Source organism: Xanthomonas hyacinthi (genome assembly GCF_009769165.1).
In the GTDB taxonomy this organism is placed as follows: domain Bacteria; phylum Pseudomonadota; class Gammaproteobacteria; order Xanthomonadales; family Xanthomonadaceae; genus Xanthomonas_A; species Xanthomonas_A hyacinthi.
This window is the reverse complement of sequence record NZ_CP043476.1, coordinates 2,234,300-2,250,426: the sequence shown is the minus strand read 5'-3', so window position 1 is coordinate 2,250,426 and position 16,127 is coordinate 2,234,300. Positions and strand designations below refer to the sequence as shown.

The window sequence follows — 16,127 nt, the reverse complement described above, 5'->3', positions numbered from 1 at the left end:
AACGGTTGCGCCCAGCGGCGCCGTACAATCCATGCCTGAAGCAGGCAGGCATTCGATTCCAGGCGCGCCGTGTCCACTCGCCGCGAGCCTGTGGCCAGCGCATTTCTGGTCCAGGCGATGCCCCCTGTGGGCGAGAGAAAAACGCGCTAGCGCGGCGTCCGGACGCGCCTGGCCGCTGCCGGTGCCGTCTTCGCGGCGCGCTTTTGCGCCTTCGGCGATGCGCGCCCGATCGTCCGCGCAGGCGTCTTCTTGGGCTTGGCCGCCTTCTTGGGCAGCGCGGCCTGCGTCGGCTTGGCCTTGCGCGCGGCAGGCCTGGAAGCGGCCGCGCGCTTGGCCGGCGCCGGCACGGCGTCGGCGGCGCCTTCCGGCGCGCGCCGCGGCGGCGGCCGGCGGCCAGCGGTCAACGCGCGCCAGCTGTGGCCACCGTTGAGCGCGAGCAGGGCGTCGGCGGCGGCCGGGCCGGCGCTGCCGGCCGGGTACTGCGCCACTTCCTCGGCCGAGGCCTGCCACGCGTCGAGGATCGGCTGCACGATGCGCCAGGCCGCCTCGACCATGGTCGCGTCCTGGAACAGGCCGGCCTCGCCGTTCATGCAGTCCTGCAGCAGGCGCTCGTAGCCGACCGTGTATTCCTTCGGGAACCAGTCGCGGTAGCGGAAGTCCATGCGCACCGGCGCCAGGCTGACCCGCGCGCCCGGGCGCTTGACGTCGAACTGCAGCGAGATGCCTTCGTCGGGCTGGATGTGCAACACCAGCCAGTCGGGACCGTAGCCGCCGATCTCGGCGCTGCGCAGCGGCGCCAGCGGCGCCGGCTTGAAGCGGATCGCGATCTCGGTGGTGCGTTCGCGCAGGCGCTTGCCGGTGCGCAGGTAGAACGGCACGCCGGCCCAGCGCCAGGTGTCGACCTGCAGCTTCATCGCCACGTAGGTCTCGGTGTTGGAATCGGCCGGCACCGTGTCTTCCTCGCGGTAGCCGGGCACCGCGTTGCGCCCGATCGCGCCGGCCGCGTACTGGCCGCGGACCACGTCGGCCGGGGTCAGCGGCCGCACCGCTTCGATCACCTCGGCGCGCCGGCGCAGCATCGCGGTGGGCGTGAACGCCGCCGGCGGTTCCATCGCGATCATCGCCAGCAGCTGGAACAAATGGTTGGGCACCATGTCGCGCAGGCAGCCGGTGGGATCGTAGAAACGCCCGCGGCCTTCCACGCCGATGGTCTCGGCGGCGGTGATCTGCACGTGGTCGATGCGGTCGCGGTTCCATACCGGCTCGAACAGGCCGTTGGCGAAACGGAAGGCGAGGATGTTCTGCACCGTCTCCTTGCCCAGGAAATGGTCGATGCGGAACACCTGGTCCTCGTCGAGCACGCGGCCGACGATGGCGTTGAGCTCCCTGGCGCTTTGCAGGTCGTGGCCGAACGGCTTCTCCACGATCACCCGCCGCCAGCCGCCGCCGGCGTGCTGCTCGACCAGCCCGGCCGCGCCCAGCTGCTCGATCGCCGGGGCGAAGAAGCGCGCCGCGGTAGCCAGATAGAACAGCACGTTGCCACCGGTCCGGTACTGTGCGTCGTACTTGGCGATCACCTCGCCCAGCGCGCGATAGGTGGCCGCGTTGGCGAAATCGCCGCGCAGGTAGTGCAGCCGCGTGCGCAGCCAGTTCCATGCCTCCGCGTCCGCGCCGTCGGCCTTGAACTCGGCGTTGCGGTCGGCCATCAGGCCGCGCAGCGCGGTGCCGAGCAGGCGCCGCCAGCTGACTTCGCCGATGTCGCCGTGATCCACCCCGATCACCGCGAACTGCTCGGGCAGCGCACCGCTGCGGCGCAGGTTGTACAGCGCCGGCAGCACCAGCCGCCGGGTCAGGTCGCCGCGCGCGCCGAAGACCACGATCAGGCAGGGCGGAGTCGCTTGTGTCGCATCGCTCATGGATGGGTTTCCTGTTTGCCGAGTAAGCCATGCAGGCGCAGCGCGGCGTGGACCAGGGCCACGTGCGAATAGCCCTGCGGGAAGTTGCCGAGCATGCGGCCGCTGCGCGGATCGTATTCCTCGGCCAGCAGGCCGACGTCGTTGCACAGGCCGAGCAGGCGTTCGAACAGGGCGCGCGCCTGTTCGCTGCGACCGAGCAGCGCATAGTTTTCCACCAGCCAGAAGCTGCAGGCGATGAAGCTGCCCTCGCCCGCCGGCAGGCCGTCGCCGCTGTCGTCGTCGGCGCGGTAGCGCTCGACCAGGCCGTCGCTGCTCAGCCGTTGCGCGATCGCATCGGCGGTGGCGGCCACGCGCGGATCGTCCGCCGGCAGGAACCCGACCAACGGGATCAGCAGCGTCGCCGCGTCCAGCCGCTCGCTGCCGTAGCTCTGCACGAAATAGCCATCGCGGTGCACGCCCTGTTGCAGCACCTGCGCCTGCACTTCGTCGGCCAGCGCGCGCCAATGCGCGCGTTGCGCGGCATCGGCATCGGTGACCCCGTCGCGCGCGCCGCAGTCGAACGCCAGCCACGCCATCACCTTGGAATGCACGAAGTGGCGGCGCTGATCGCGGATCTCCCAGATGCCTTCGTCCGGCTCGCGCCAGCGCTGCTCCAACACTTCCAGCAACTGCCGCGCCAGCGAGCGGCCATGCGCCGCGGTGGCCATGCCTTCGTGGTGGCCGCGATGGAACGCGGCGATCACCTCGCCGTACACATCCAGCTGGAACTGGCCGGCGGCGGCATTGCCGACGCGCACCGGCAGCGCGCCTTCGTAGCCGGGCAGCCAGTCCACCTCCCATTCGGGCATGCGCCGTTCGCCGCCGATGCCGTACAGCGCCTGCAACTGGTCCGGCGAGCCGGCCACGGTGCGCTGCAGCCAGCCATGGAAGGCGGCCGCTTCGTCGGAATAACCGGCGGCGTGCAGCGCGGTCAGGGTGAACACCGCATCGCGCAGCCAGCAGAAGCGGTAGTCCCAGTTGCGTTCGCCGCCGAGCCGTTCCGGCAGCGAGGTGGTCGGCGCGGCGACGATCGCGCCGGTGGGCAGGTAGCTCAGGCCCTTCAGTACCACCAGCGAACGGCGTACCGCCTCGGTCCACGGGCCGGCATGCACGCAGCGGTGCGACCAGCCATGCCAGAACGCCTCGGTCTGCGCCAGCGCCTGTTCCGGCGCCAGCGGCGGCGGCAGTTCCAGGTGCGAGGCGCCATGGCTGAGCACGAACCAGGTGCTGGCACCGGCCTCCAGCGCGAAGTCCGCTTCGGTGGCGAAGCCGTGGCCGTGCATCGGCTGCGGGCTGCGCAGCGCGATCTGGTCCGGCCCGGCGATCGCCTGCAGGCCGCCGTCGATCTGCGACACCCAGGGGATGGTGCGGCCGTAGTTGAAGCGCAGCTGCAGCTGCATGCGCAGCGGCACGCGCCCGCGCAGCCCGCGCACGATGCGCACCACGTGGTTGTGCACGTCGTCGCCGTGGCTGGCGGCCATGAAGTCCAGCACCGCCACCGCGCCGCTGTCGGTCTCGAACTCGGTCTCCAGCACCAGGCTGCCGTCGCGGTAATGGCGCGTGCTGCGGAACTCGGCCAGCGGTGCGATCGACCAGCGGCCGTGCTCCGGGGTGCCCAGCAGCGCCGCGAACAGCGCGTCGGAATCGAAGCGCGGCAGGCACAGCCAGTCGATCGAACCTTGCTTGTCCACCAGCGCCGCGCTGCGGCAGTTGCCGAGCATGGCGTAGTCCTCGATTCGCGCCGCCATCGTGCCGCCCTCCTCGGTTGCCGGTGCGGATCGACGCACCAAGCGGTCAGTCTCCCATGCCGAGTGTGTGCAAAAGCTGACGGCGGCGTTGCGGCGGCGAGTGCCTGTAAGAAGCTTCAAGGACCGGTCGTGGTGTACGCACGGCTGCCGTCGCGGCGGCGAAGTTTGCCCCCATCGCGACCTCGCAGCGCTCCTCGCACTGGATGCCCCGAGCCCTCCGAAGTCGCTCGCACACGCATCCGGTGGATTGCGTCCGGCCGCGAGTCCGGCTGGCCTTGGGGGTCGGCTGCGTGGGGTCCGGAGCCTGTCGGATTTGCCACTTCGGCCGTACCCTCACCCCAACCCCTCTCCCGGGGGGAGAGGGACTTTGTTGCTTCGCTGCTCCAGATCTTTGAAGAAGGCGACCGCCTCAGCGGCCTTCGCGCAGGAAGCGGGCCATCGAGGACACCCCCGGCAGCGCCGGCTGGAACTGGCCGGCGACGTCGACGAAGCCGCGCATCACCGCGATCTCGCGCGGCGGGCGGTTCAAGGTGTCGCGCAGGTCCGGGTCGGCGCCGGCGCGCAACAGGCGCTGCACCAGCAGCGGCAGGCCGTGCAGCGCGGCCAGGTGCAGCGGGCCGAAGCCGCGCGGGTCCTGCACGTCCAGGCTCACCTCTTCGTCGAGCAGGCGCTCCACCCCGGCCAGCACCACCGGCTCTGCGCAGGCGGTGCCCGGTTCGGCGCGCGCGCCGAGCAGCAGCAGCAGCGGGGTCACCCCGCCGGCGGCGCTGCGGTCGGCTTCGGCGCCGGCCAGCAGCAAGGTATCCAGCAGCGCCAGCAGGCGCGCCTTGTCGTGCGCGCTGAAGCCGTACAGCGCGGCGCAATGCAGCGGCGCCAGTTGCTGCGCGTCGCCGGCATGCACGTCGGCGCCGGCCGCCAGCAGGCGCGCGGCGATGTCCGGCAGGCCCAGCGCGCAGGCCAGCATCAGCACGCTGACGCCGCCGGGCAGGCGCTGCTCGATCTGCGCGCCGGCGGCCAGCAGCGCGGCGACGATGTCGGTCTGGCGCATGCTCACCGCCGCCGACAACGGCGTGGCGCCGCTGGCCGCGGCGTGCTGCAGGTTGGCGCCGCGCGCCAGCAGCAGGTCCACCGCCGCGGCATGGCCGCCGCCGGCGGCGCGCAGCAGCGCGGTACAGCCCTGCGCGTCGATCGCGTCCACTGCCAGGCCGAGGTCGATCAGGCGGCGGATCGCATCGGCGTCGCCGACCATCGCCGCGGCCGGCAGGTCGGCCTCGCGCAGCGGACGCCGCGGCAACGGCCAGATCCGCCAGTCCAGCCAGTCGACCAGGTCGCGGCGGCCGCTGGCCAGGGCCACGCCCAGCGGGGTCTGGCCGTCGGCAGCGCGCGCTTCCGGCGAGGCGCCCTGCTGGATCAGCAGCTTCAGCGAGGCCTCGCGGCCCAACGCGGCGGCCAGGTGCAGCGCGGTCATGCCGTGGCTGTCACGCGCCTCGCGGTCGGCGCCGCGTTCGAGCAGTTGCAGCTGCAGGCGCAGCCAGCCCAGGCGCACCGCCAGCGACAGCGGCGGATCCCCGGCCGGCGACGGCGCGAACGGGTCGGCGCCGCGTTCGAGCAGCTCCAGCGCGAACTGCTCCAGCGCGCGCGAGGCGTGGTCGTGCTGCGCGCAGGCGGCGAGCAGCCGGGTCAGGCCGCCGCGCCCGGCCGGCGACACGCCCTGGCGCAGCAGCGCCTGCAGGCTGGGCACCGCTTCCACGCCGCGCGAGAGCAACGCGAACATCGGCGTGTCGCCGCAGGCGTCGAGCACTTCGGGCGCGGCGCCATGCGCCAGCAGCCAGTCCACCGCCTGTGGGTTCAGCGCCAGGTGCGGATCGTGCAGCAGCGCGCCCAGTTCCTCGGCCGCGCACAGCCGCGCCAGCGCCGCCAGGCCGTCACGCTGGCCCAGTTGCAGGCCTTCGCGCAGCAGTTCCAGTGGCGGCCGGTCGGGCAGGCTGGCGCGGCCGACTTCGCCCTGGCCGTCGCTGACCGCGGCCGGCAACGGGTAGTCCGGGTCCAGCGCGGACACGATCGCCCAGCGCCCGGCCTCGGCGGCCAGATCGACTGCGCGGCGGCCGCTCTGGTCCGGCTGCGCGGCGGCGATGCCCAGTTCCAGCAGGCGCCGGATCAGCCCCGGCGAGACCTGGTCGGCGGTGCATGCCAGCAGCACCGCGTTGCGGCCGTCGCCATCGACCGCGCCGAGCTCGGGCTTGTGCGGCAGCAGGTGTTCGAGCACCGCGACGCGGCCATGCCGGGCGGCTTCCAGCCATGGCGTGCGGCCCAGCGCATCGCGCGCTTCCAGGTTGGCGCCGGCGCCGAGCAGCGCATCGACGATCTCCACGTGCCCGGCCTGCGCCGCCTCGTGCAGCGCGCTGCGGCGCTGGCGGTCGCGGGCATCGACCCGCGCCTTGTGCTTGAGCAGCAGCTGCACGCCGGCCGGATCGTCTTCCTCGGTGCCGGCCGCGGCCAGCAGCACCGGGCTGCCCTCGGCCGGCTCGGGCTTGGCGCCGCGTTCGAGCAGGAACTTGCCCATGCGCCAGTTGCCGACGTGGCAGGCCACCGCCAGCGGGGTCAGGCCGTCGCGGTTCAATGCGTCCAGCTCGGCCGCGGCATCGCGCAGCAAGGCGGCCACGCCCGGATCGGAGCTGCGCGCGGCGTGGTGCAGCGGGGTATTGCCGTCGCTGTCGCTGGCGCGCGGGTCGGCGCCGTTGGCGAGCAGGGTCATCACCGCCTCGGGACGGCCATGCCAGCTGTCGCGGGTGGCGGCCAGCAGCGGGGTCATGCCCAGGTGCGGCTGGTTGACGTCCACCCCGCGCACGATCAGCTCGCGCAGCAGGCGCAGGTCCGGCAGCACCGCGGCCAGCACCGGCAGGCTGCGCTGGTCGCGCCAGTCCGGCGCCGGCAGCGCCTGCGGGTCGGCGCCGGACTGCAGCAGTTGCAGCGCGCGATCGACGCGGCCGCCGCGCGCGGCGGCGTACAGTGCCGCATGCAGTTCATCCGCTGGCGGCGGCGCTTCGTCCGCGCGCAGCGCCGAGGCGGCGCTCAGTTCGGCGAACAGGTCCGCCGACGACGCCGGCAGCGGCAGCGCCTGCGGCGGCGCCACCCGCTGCAGCAAGGCATGCAGCAGCGGCGACAGCAGCGCATAGGCCAGCGCCAGCGGCCAGCGCGCCGCAGCGGCCAGCAGCCCGGGCCAGGCCAGCAGCACGCCGACCCCGGCCAGCAGCAGCACCAGCGCCGCCACCGCCAGGCCGCGCCAGGCCTGCACGTCCTGCTGCGCCAGCGCCTGCCAGCGCGCGCCCAGCGCGCCGCCCTCGCACTCGCTGCCATGCCACAGCGGCCAGGTGCGCCACAGCCCGAGCAACGCCGCGCTGGCGGCCACGCTCAGCGCCAGCGCGGCGGCCAGGCTGCCGCTGTCGCGCAGCGCCGCCAGCGGCCAGGCCACCAGCAGCGCGACCAGGCCCAGTCCGCCGGCCCACAGCGCCAGCAGCGGCAGCAGTTCGCGTGCCAGCGCCCGCAGGCTGGTCGGCCGCGGCCGGCTGCCGCGGTGCCAGGACAGCGCCAGCGCGAACGCCGGCTGCGCCAGCCACGCGCCCAGGGCGGCGGCCAGCGGGCCGAACCCGGCGACCAGCACCAGCAGCGCGCCCAGCGCGGCAGCGATCCAGGGCGCGCGCGCGTGGAAGGGGGAATCAGTCATCGTGTCGGCCGGTCCGGCCGTCGGGCAGCGGCGGCAATTGCAGATGGAAGCCGCAGCCGGCCAGGTTCGCGCGTACCGCCGCGGGGTCGGTCCTGGCCAGGGTGCGCTCGGCGGTCAAGGCCACCTCCAGCACGAACACCAGCGGCTGCAACGACGCCAGCAGCGGTTGCGGCAGACAGCCGAAATCGTCGCGCGCGGCGAGGTAGAGATAGGTGTCCGGCTTGCGTTGGCTTTTGTAGACGTAGGCTTGCATGCGCGTGGCGTGCGCCTGGCGTGGAAAGGCAAGCGATTGTGGAGGAAATGCGCCAGCGGCGAAAGCGCGCGCGCCGCGCTGCATTTATAAAGCACGCGGCGTGCCCGTTCACGTTCAGCGTGGGCGCGCGCGCTTCACGGCTTTGCGGACCGCGCCGATATACTCCTGCGACTCGTCCTTTACGGAATATCGCGTGACCGAAGCGTCCCCGTCGCCCCGCATGGCACCCGTCGCAATTCGTGCGTACACCGCGACCACCGCGCTCGGCAGCGGATTGCAGGCCCAGGCCAGCGCCTTGCGCGAGAGCCGCAGCGGCCTGCGCCGCAACGATTTCGGCGCGCAGCCGCTGCCCTGCTGGATCGGCCGCGTGGACGCGCTGGAAACGCTGCCGCTGCCGCTGCCGCCGGCGCTGGCCGCATGGGAATGCCGCAACAACCGCCTGGCGTGGCTGGCGCTGCAGCAGGACGGCATGCAGGCGGCGCTCGCCGCCGCCGCGCAGCGCCACGGCGCCGAGCGCGTGGCGGTGGTGATGGGCACTTCGACCTCCAGCATCGGCGCCAGCGAGGAGGCCTACACCCGGCTCGACCACGACGCCGCGGGCGCGCGCTTCCCTGCCGACCTGGACCGGCCGATCGTGCATACGCCGCATTCGCTGGGCGATTTCCTGCGCCACGCCAGCGGCCTGCGCGGCCCGTGCATCACCGTGGCCACGGCTTGTTCGTCCAGCGCCAAGGTATTCGCGCAGGCGGCGCGGCTGATCGCCGCCGGGGTGGTGGATGCGGCGCTGGTCGGCGGCGTGGACACGCTGTGCGGCAGCGTGCTGTTCGGTTTCAACGCGCTGCAGCTGGTGTCGCCGGAGCCGTGCCGGCCGTTCGACCTGCGCCGGGTCGGGCTGTCGCTGGGCGAAGCCGGCGGCTACGCGCTGCTGGAGCGCAGCGATGCGGCCGCGGCGCCGCCGGCGCTGGCGCTGCTGTGCGGCTATGGCGAATCCAGCGACGCGCACCATATGTCCGCACCGCACCCGCAGGGCCTGGGCGCACGCCTGGCGATGCGCGGCGCGCTGCAGCGTGCCGGCGTGGACGCCGCGCAGATCGGCTACCTGAACCTGCACGGCACCGCCACCCCGGCCAACGACAGCATCGAGGCCGCCGCGGTGGCCGCGCTGTTCCCGGCCACCCTGCACGCCAGTTCGACCAAGGCCTGGACCGGGCATACGCTGGGCGCGGCCGGTATCGTGGAGTCGGTGTTCGCGCTACTGGCGCTGCGCGACGGCCTGCTCCCCGGCACCCTCAACAGCGAACAACCCGATCCCGAGTGCGGCCCGCAGATCCGCTTCGCCAATGCCCACGCACAGGTCCGTTACGCGATGAACAATTCCTTCGGCTTCGGCGGCAACAATTGCTCGCTGCTGTTCGGCCGCGCATGAGCACGCCGATGTTGACTGCGACCCTCGAAGGCATCGGTTTCTGGACCGCGGGCCTGCCCAGCTGGGCGGCGGCACGCGCCTACGCCAGCGGCAGCGGCGGCACCGTGGACACGCCGGCACGGCCGGCCTCGCAGCTGCTGGCGGCCAACGAGCGGCGCCGCGCGCCGGACACGGTGGCGGTGTCGCTGGAAGTGGCGCTGGCCGCGTGCCAGGACGCCGGCCGCGATCCGGCCACGCTGCCGTCGGTGTTCACCTCCACCCACGGCGATCTGGCGATCACCGACTACATGTGCGCCACGCTGGCCGGCGATCCGCTGGCGATCTCGCCGACCAAGTTCCACAACTCGGTGCACAACGCCGCCGCCGGCTACTGGACCATCGGCGCCGGCGCCACCGCCGCGGCGACCGCGATCAGCGCGCACAACGCCAGCTTCGCGCAGGGCCTGCTGGAAGCGCTGTCGCAGCTGGCCGCTGGCGAAGAAGCCGTGCTGCTGGCCGGCTACGACAGCCGCTCGACCGGCCCGCTCGGACGCGTCTCGCACAGCGAAGGCCTGCTCGGCGGCGCGCTGGTGCTCGGCGCCGCCGCGCTGCCCGGCAAGCCGCGTCTGCGCGTGCGCCTGGCCGATGGCGACGCCGCCGCCGGCAATGGCGCACTGGCGCGACATGCCGCCGGCAACGCGATGGCGCCGATGCTGGTCCTGTTCGATGCGCTGGCCGCCGGTGCCGCCAGCTGCACGCTGGACGCAGGCGGCGGCCGCTGCCTGCACGTGGAGCTGCAGGCATGAGCCGGATCGCGCTGAGCGCCGCCGATGCCGCAATCCTGATTCCGGCGCTGAACGAATCGCTGCGCATCCGCGAAGTGGTCAGCGACGCGCTGGCGCACTGCCCGCGGGTGATCGTGGTCGACGACGGCTCCGACGACGGCACCAGCGACTGCATCGCCGACCTGCCGGTGACGCTGATCCGCCATCCGCAGCGGCGTGGCAAGGGCGCCGCGCTGCGCAGCGGTTTCGCCGAAGCGCAGCGCCAGGGCGCGCGCGCGGTGATGACCATGGACGGCGACGGCCAGCACAGCGCCGCCGATTTCCCGCGCCTGCTGGCCGCAGCCAATCGCCATCCCGGCTGCGTGATCGTCGGCGCGCGCCTGCGCAAGCGCGCCAGCCAGCCGACCATCCGCCGCATCGGCAACGACTTCGGCGACTGGGGCATCGCCTGGGGCTGCGGCTTCCGTCTGGTCGACAGCCAGAGCGGGCAGCGCCTGTATCCGCAGGCGGTGTACACGCTGCCGAATGTGCCCGGCGAAGGCTTCGTGTTCGAGGCGCAACTGCTGATCTCCGCCGCGCGCCAGGCCGGCGCGCGCGTGGTCGCGGTGCCGATCGAGACACGCTATGCCAAGCAGACGCCTGGCAACTTTCGCAAGAGCCATTTCCGCCTGGTCCGCGATCTGTGGAAGATCACCTCGCACGTGATCGTGCAGGTCTGGCAGTACGGCCATGTGCTGCGCGAATACCGCCGCGCCCGCGCCAACCCGGTGCTGATCGACGACACGGCCGGCGAGTTTGCGGTGCGGGCCACCCCTTTCGACAAAGAAGAAACGACATGAACGAACGGCATGCGGATGTGGCGATCGCCGGCGGCGGCCTGGCCGGGCTGACCCTGGCCTTGCAGCTGCGCCAGCGCGATCCGCAACTGCGCATCAGCGTGCTGGAACGGCGCGCGCACCCGGTGCGCGAGGCCGCGTTCAAGGTCGGCGAATCCTCGGTGGAGATCGGCGCGCACTACTTCGCCAACGTGCTCGGCCTGCGCGAGCACCTGGACACCGAGCAGATCCGCAAGTTCGGCTTCCGCTTCTTCTTCTCCGATGGGCGCGAGGACATCGACCGCTGCACCGAACTGGGCGTGAGCCGGCTGCTGCCGACGCCGTCGTGGCAGATCGATCGCGGCCGCTTCGAGAATTTCCTCGGCGAACGCGCGCGCGCGCTGGGCGTGGAGTTCATCGACGGCTGCACGGTGCGCGGCATCGACCTGGCCGACGACGACGCCGACCACCAGGTGCGCTACGAGCGCGACGGCGCCGCAGCGACGCTGCGCGCGCGCTGGGTGGTGGACGCCAGCGGCCGCGCCGGCCTGCTCAAGCGCAAGCTGGGCCTGGCCCAGGACAACGCGCACCACGCCAATGCGGTGTGGTGGCGGGTGGACGGGGTGGTGGATCCCAATGCCTGGTCGCAGGACAACGCCTGGCTGCAGCGCTGCACGCCGCCGGACCGCTGGCGCTCGACCAACCACATGTGCGGCCCCGGCTACTGGTTCTGGCTGATCCCGCTGTCCTCCGGCGCGCATTCGCTGGGCATCGTGTGCGATGCGCAGATGCATCCGCTGGAGACGATGAACACCCACGACAAGGCGATGGCCTGGCTGCGCAAGCACCAGCCGCAGGTGGCGCGCACGCTCGAGCAGGGCCAGCACGCGCTGCAGGACTTCATGTTCCTGCGCAAGTTCTCGCATGGCTGCAAGCAGGTGTTCTCGGCGCAGCGCTGGGCGCTGACCGGCGAGGCCGGGGTGTTCCTGGATCCGTTCTACTCGCCGGGCAGCGACTTCATCGCCATCTCCAACACCTACATCTGCGAACTGATCGGACTCGATCGCGCCGGGAACAACTTCGCGCCCTATGCCCAGCTGTACCAGCAGCTGTACTTCTCGTTCTACGCCAACACCCTGACCCTGTACCAGGACCAGTACCCGCTGTTCGGCGACGCGCAGGTGATGCCGGTCAAGGTGATCTGGGACTACACCTACTACTGGGCGCTGCTGGCGCCGCTGTACTTCTCCGACCGCATCGCCGACCTGCCCACGCTGGGCCGGCTACGCCCGCACTTCATGCGCGCGCGCGCGCTCAACCTGGGCATGCAGGCGCTGCTGCGCGACTGGGGCCGCCATAACGACGCGCAGGGCCGTCCCGAGACCGATGCGCGGCTGCTCGACCAGTACCTGATCGGCTGGTTCCACCAGCTCAACGCGGCGCTGTCGGACGTGCTGGACGACACGGCCTTCGTCGCGCGCCTGCGCGGCAACGTCGCGCGGATGAGCTGGCTGGCGCGCGAAGTGCTGGGCCAGGCGCGCGCGCAGCACCCGCAGATCGACGACCACGGCCTGGACGCGCTGCTCGCCGATGCGCTGCAGGGCGAGCGCGCGCTGGCCGACAGCTGGTACGCGCGCGCCGCGTAAGCGCAGACGGTGACGTGGGCCTCAGCCCATGCCGCCGTTGATGCCGATCACCTGGCCGTTGATGTAGCCGGCCGCGTCCGAGCACAGGAAGCCGACCAGCGCGGCGACCTCCTGCGGCTTGCCGGGGCGGCCGGCCGGCACCAGCTGCTTGATCGCCTCCGGCGCGAACGCCGCGCCGGCCATCGCGCCTTCGATCACCCCGGGCGCGACCACGTTGACGCTGATCCCGCGGCTGGCCATCTCCCGCGCCAGCGACTTGCTGGCGCCGTGCAGCGCGGCCTTGGCCGCGGCGTAGTTGGTCTGCCCGCGATTGCCGAGCACCGCCGCCACCGACGACACGCTGACGATGCGGCCCCAGCGCGTGCGCGCCATCGGCAGCAGCAGCGGCTGGGTCACGTTGAAGAAGCCGTGCAGCGACACATCGATGACCCGGTGCCATTGCGCCGCGCGCATCCCGGCCATCGGCGCGTCATCGTGGATGCCGGCGTTGTTGACCAGCACCTGGATCGGCCCGGCTTCCAGCAGCGCCGCCAGCGCGGCGGCGCTGGCATCGGCATCGGCCACGTCGAATGCCACCGCCTCGGCGCTGCCGCCGGCGGCGGCAATCTCCTGCACCACCGCAGTGGCGCGCGCCAGATTGCCGTTGGCATGCACGATCACGTGCAGTCCCTGCGCGGCCAGGTGCCGGCAGATCGCGCCGCCGAGATCGCCGCTGCCGCCGGTGACCAGGGCGCGGCGCGGGGAAGAAGGCTGGGACATCGTGGTTCCTCGGGCGAAATGGAGGCGGGGCCGCCATCCTAGCGATTCGCGGGCGTGGCGCCAGCGCGTGCCCGCTGTTGTAGGAGCGGCTTCAGCCGCGACAGGGGTTACCGATGGATCCTGTCGCGGCTGAAGCCGCTCCTACAGACGCCGCCGGTGAAGACGCTACGCCGCGCCCAACATCACCGTGGCGCGGCCGTCGGCCAGCAGCTGCGCGCGGTGCACGATGCGGAAGCCGTATTGCTGGCTGTCCTCGGCTTGCAGCAAGACCTCGGCCTCGCATTCGATCGCCTCCGGCAGCTCATGCAGATCGGCCACGTGCAGCTGTACGCCGCGCAGCGCGACCAGCATGCCCGGGCGCACCGGCTTGCCGCTGGCGCGGCCGAGCAGGCCGCCGTGCACCGCCATCGCCTGCGCGCCGTATTCGCACAGGTGCAGCGCGCGCAGGCGGCCGCCGCTGCGCAGCGGATGGTCGACCGCGCGGTGCGCGCCGCTGCGCAGCACGATGCGTTGCGCGTCCCAGGCGACCACGGCTTCCCACAGGCACATCAGGCCCTGGTGCGGGATCAGCGCCGCGATCGCGTCGCGGCCGTGCGGAAGTTCGCTCATGCCGCGTGCTCCTGGTGCGCCACGGCCGGCGCGTCGCTGGCGGTCTCGCGCGAAATCAGCAACGCCAGCACGAAGTTGAACAGCACGCCCAGCGCCACCGTGCTGCCGATCGCGCGCAGCACCGGGATGCTGGAGGCGGCCAGCAGCGCGAACACCAGCAGCGTCATCAGGCTGCACACGATCAAGGCGTGCAGCGTGCGCAACTGGTCGGCGCGGTCGGCGCCGGCGTGGTCGAAGAACAGTGCGTAGTCCAGGCCCAGGCCAGCGGCCAGGATCAGCGCGATCAGGTGGAACAGATTCAGCTCGACGCCGCAGCCGCGCAGGATCGCCAGGATCAGCAGCGTGGTCAGCGCCATCGGCAACAACACGCGCACGATCCGGCGCGGCGTGCGCAGCGCGATCGCCACGGTCAGCGCCAACAGCAGCGCGGCGATGCCGAGCGCGCCGAGCACGCGCCCGCGGTAGGCGGCGACCAGCGATTCGGAGGCCTCCTTCAGGTCCATCAGCTGCGCGCCGCTGCCCTGCACCGCACCGGCCAACAGCGCCGGGTCGCGCAGGCCGGTCAGCGACACCAGGGCGGTGGCGTGGTCGGCGCGGTCCAGCAACAGGCCATCGACGCTGGTCGCCAACGGCGTGCCGTGCAGGTCGCGCGCGGTCAGCGGCGGCGCGCGGCGCGCGCGCTCCAGGTCGGCCAGGAACGGGGCGAAGGCGTCGGCGCGGAACGGCGTGGCGGCGACCGCGGCGGCGGTCAGCACGCGCGCCTGCGCCGCATCCGGCAACGCGGCCTGGCGGCGCCGCTGGGTCGCCGCGCTGGGTAGGTAGCGCGCGGCCATGTCGTAGCCGGCCAGCTCGCCGCGCGCGACCAGCGCGTCCAGGCGCGGGCGCAGCCGTTCGGACGCGGCCAGCGCGGCGTCGGCAGATGCTGCGGGCAGGGCCAGCACGTAGCGCACGTCCGGCGCGCCCAGTTCCTGGCGCAGATGCGCGTCGCGGGCCAGGCCGTCGGCCGGCACCGGGGTCAGCTTGGACAGGTCGTTCTGCCAGAACGGGCCCGGCGCGAACGCGATCACCGCCGCCGCGACCAGCGCCAGCGGCAGCAGCGACCAGCGCGGCCGCGGCAACCGCGCGATGCCGTGCCACAGCCGCGCCAGCGCCGGCGAATCGGCATGGTCGCGCGGCGAGGGATCGATCAGCGCCGGCAGCAGCAGGCGCGTGGTCAGCGCCGCCACCAGCAGCCCGGCGATGGTGAACACCGCCAGCTGGCGCAGGCCGTCCACGCCGGAGAACAGGAAGGTGACGTAGGCGATGCAGGTGGAGACCACGCCGGTGGCCAGGGTCGGCCACAGGTGGCGCGCATTGGCGCGCGGATCCAGACCCGGGCGCTGATGGCTGAACAGGTGGATCGGATAGTCCTGGACCACGCCGATCAAGGTGAAGCCGAACGCCACGGTGATGCCGTGCACGCCGTCGAACAGCAGCGCCACCGCGCCCAGCCCGGCCAGGCCGGCGCTGGCCAGCGGCAGCACGCCGAGTACCGGGATCTTCCAGCTGCGGTAGGCGACCAGCAGCAGCACGATCAGACCCAGCGTATCCAGCATGCCGATCCATTGCGCCTCGTTCTGGGTGCGCCCGCCGATCTCCACCGAGAACGCGCCGGGGCCGGTCAGGGTCAGGCGGCTAGCGCTGCCGGCGCTGGCCTTGGCGAAGGCGGCATGGATCGCGTCCACCGCCCGCTGTTGCCCGGTCGGATCGAACCCGGCGGCGCGGGTCTGCGCGACCAGCAGCGCGTCCGTGCCGGCGCGATCGAACCAGACCCCGTCGCGCGGCTGCGGGCCGCCGGCCGGCTGCAGGCTTTCGGCCAGGTGCAGCACTTCCAGGGTCGGATCGCGCGGCAGCAGCGGCTCGACCATCGCCGCGGCCGGCGAGCCCAGGTCCTGCAGCCGCGCCTGCAGCGCGTCGGCCAGCGTCGCCGCATCCAGCGGGTGGGCGTCGAAGCTGTCGCTGAGCAGGTAGCGGTAGGCCAGCAGGCGCTCGGGGATTGCGTCCAGGCCGGCATCGGCGCCGTTGGCGACCAGCTCGAAGGTGTCGCGCTGCGCGGCCAGCTGCGCGCGTATCGCCTGCGACTGCCGCGCCAGGGTCGGCGCATCGGCGCCGGACAGCGACAGCAGCAGCAGCCGCGAGCCCGGGCCTTCGCCGAGTTCGTCGAGCAGCAACCTTTGCGCGGGGGTCTGGGCTTCCGGCATGAACTTGCGCAGATCCCCCGACACCTGCAGCACGTTGCCCAGCCACAGTCCGCCCACGGTCAGCAGCGCCAGCCACAGCAGCGCCAGCGAAATGCGTGCCTTCGAACTCAGTTGGCGTTTCATCGATTCGACCAAGCAAGCGCCAGCACGTTCTTACCCAGGGCCGCACGCAGCACGGCCCGCCTGCA

General features: G+C 72.7%; 11 protein-coding genes. 4 read left to right on the top strand and 7 right to left on the bottom strand.

The annotated features are described in order from the left end of the window. Positions 1–146 precede the first annotated feature (146 nt). From zwf to FZ025_RS10115, 4 genes are all read right to left on the bottom strand, one after another. Positions 147–1,916 carry a glucose-6-phosphate dehydrogenase gene (zwf, locus tag FZ025_RS10130; RefSeq protein ID WP_104558839.1) on the bottom strand — a complete coding sequence of 590 codons (1,770 nt, stop codon included), beginning with the start codon at positions 1,914–1,916 and terminating at the stop codon, positions 147–149. Next, positions 1,913–3,703, bottom strand: a complete 1,791-nt coding sequence (locus FZ025_RS10125) for a glycoside hydrolase family 15 protein (protein ID WP_104558840.1) — start codon at positions 3,701–3,703, stop codon at positions 1,913–1,915. Before FZ025_RS10125 ends, zwf begins: the two co-directional genes overlap by 4 nt. A gap of 409 nt (positions 3,704–4,112) precedes the next feature. After that, on the bottom strand, positions 4,113–7,427 hold the full coding sequence (locus tag FZ025_RS10120) for an ankyrin repeat domain-containing protein (RefSeq protein WP_104558841.1): 3,315 nt from the start codon (positions 7,425–7,427) through the stop codon (positions 4,113–4,115). Beyond that, the gene (locus FZ025_RS10115; RefSeq protein WP_046980185.1) at positions 7,420–7,680 is read right to left on the bottom strand and encodes a YcgL domain-containing protein; all 261 of its coding nucleotides are present in this window, start codon (positions 7,678–7,680) and stop codon (positions 7,420–7,422) included. The genes FZ025_RS10120 and FZ025_RS10115 overlap by 8 nt, the downstream gene beginning before the upstream one ends. A gap of 220 nt (positions 7,681–7,900) precedes the next feature. Here FZ025_RS10115 and FZ025_RS10110 point away from each other — a divergent pair, with 220 nt between their 5' ends. Genes FZ025_RS10110 through FZ025_RS10095 form a run of 4 tightly spaced genes read left to right on the top strand, consistent with a single transcriptional unit; the run spans position 7,901 to position 12,331 of the window. Further along, on the top strand, positions 7,901–9,106 hold the full coding sequence (locus FZ025_RS10110) for a beta-ketoacyl-[acyl-carrier-protein] synthase family protein (protein WP_046980169.1): 1,206 nt from the start codon (positions 7,901–7,903) through the stop codon (positions 9,104–9,106). A gap of 8 nt (positions 9,107–9,114) precedes the next feature. Then, positions 9,115–9,891, top strand: coding sequence for a beta-ketoacyl synthase chain length factor (locus tag FZ025_RS10105; protein WP_046980170.1), 777 nt, complete (start codon positions 9,115–9,117; stop codon positions 9,889–9,891). Next, on the top strand, positions 9,888–10,709 hold the full coding sequence (locus FZ025_RS10100; protein ID WP_046980171.1) for a glycosyltransferase family 2 protein: 822 nt from the start codon (positions 9,888–9,890) through the stop codon (positions 10,707–10,709). Before FZ025_RS10105 ends, FZ025_RS10100 begins: the two co-directional genes overlap by 4 nt. Then, positions 10,706–12,331: an NAD(P)/FAD-dependent oxidoreductase gene (locus tag FZ025_RS10095; RefSeq protein ID WP_046980172.1), complete on the top strand. Its 1,626-nt coding sequence runs from the start codon at positions 10,706–10,708 to the stop codon at positions 12,329–12,331. The genes FZ025_RS10100 and FZ025_RS10095 overlap by 4 nt, the downstream gene beginning before the upstream one ends. A 21-nt stretch (positions 12,332–12,352) precedes the next feature. Here the strand turns inward: FZ025_RS10095 and fabG are convergent, their stop codons facing one another. The 3 genes from fabG to FZ025_RS10080 all read right to left on the bottom strand — a co-directional run bounded on the left by fabG (position 12,353) and on the right by FZ025_RS10080 (position 16,062). Then, a complete protein-coding gene (gene fabG / locus FZ025_RS10090) occupies positions 12,353–13,090 on the bottom strand; it encodes a 3-oxoacyl-ACP reductase FabG (protein WP_046980173.1) in 738 nt (245 codons plus the stop codon). A 165-nt stretch (positions 13,091–13,255) separates the two neighbouring features. Beyond that, positions 13,256–13,699 (bottom strand): hotdog family protein, encoded by a 444-nt coding sequence (locus FZ025_RS10085; protein WP_046980174.1) that lies wholly within the window; start codon positions 13,697–13,699, stop codon positions 13,256–13,258. Continuing rightward, on the bottom strand, positions 13,696–16,062 hold the full coding sequence (locus tag FZ025_RS10080) for an MMPL family transporter (protein ID WP_046980186.1): 2,367 nt from the start codon (positions 16,060–16,062) through the stop codon (positions 13,696–13,698). Before FZ025_RS10080 ends, FZ025_RS10085 begins: the two co-directional genes overlap by 4 nt. Between the last annotated feature and the right edge of the window lie 65 nt (positions 16,063–16,127).

Bases quoted from the DNA above. Each gene is read 5' to 3' on its own strand.
- zwf (WP_104558839.1), bottom strand. From the start codon at position 1,916: ATGAGCGATGCGACACAAGCGACTCCGCCCTGCCTGATCGTGGTCTTC.
- FZ025_RS10125 (WP_104558840.1), bottom strand. From the start codon at position 3,703: ATGGCGGCGCGAATCGAGGACTACGCCATGCTCGGCAACTGCCGCAGC.
- FZ025_RS10120 (WP_104558841.1), bottom strand. From the start codon at position 7,427: ATGACTGATTCCCCCTTCCACGCGCGCGCGCCCTGGATCGCTGCCGCG.
- FZ025_RS10115 (WP_046980185.1), bottom strand. From the start codon at position 7,680: ATGCAAGCCTACGTCTACAAAAGCCAACGCAAGCCGGACACCTATCTC.
- FZ025_RS10110 (WP_046980169.1), top strand. From the start codon at position 7,901: ATGGCACCCGTCGCAATTCGTGCGTACACCGCGACCACCGCGCTCGGC.
- FZ025_RS10105 (WP_046980170.1), top strand. From the start codon at position 9,115: ATGTTGACTGCGACCCTCGAAGGCATCGGTTTCTGGACCGCGGGCCTG.
- FZ025_RS10100 (WP_046980171.1), top strand. From the start codon at position 9,888: ATGAGCCGGATCGCGCTGAGCGCCGCCGATGCCGCAATCCTGATTCCG.
- FZ025_RS10095 (WP_046980172.1), top strand. From the start codon at position 10,706: ATGAACGAACGGCATGCGGATGTGGCGATCGCCGGCGGCGGCCTGGCC.
- fabG (WP_046980173.1), bottom strand. From the start codon at position 13,090: ATGTCCCAGCCTTCTTCCCCGCGCCGCGCCCTGGTCACCGGCGGCAGC.
- FZ025_RS10085 (WP_046980174.1), bottom strand. From the start codon at position 13,699: ATGAGCGAACTTCCGCACGGCCGCGACGCGATCGCGGCGCTGATCCCG.
- FZ025_RS10080 (WP_046980186.1), bottom strand. From the start codon at position 16,062: ATGAAACGCCAACTGAGTTCGAAGGCACGCATTTCGCTGGCGCTGCTG.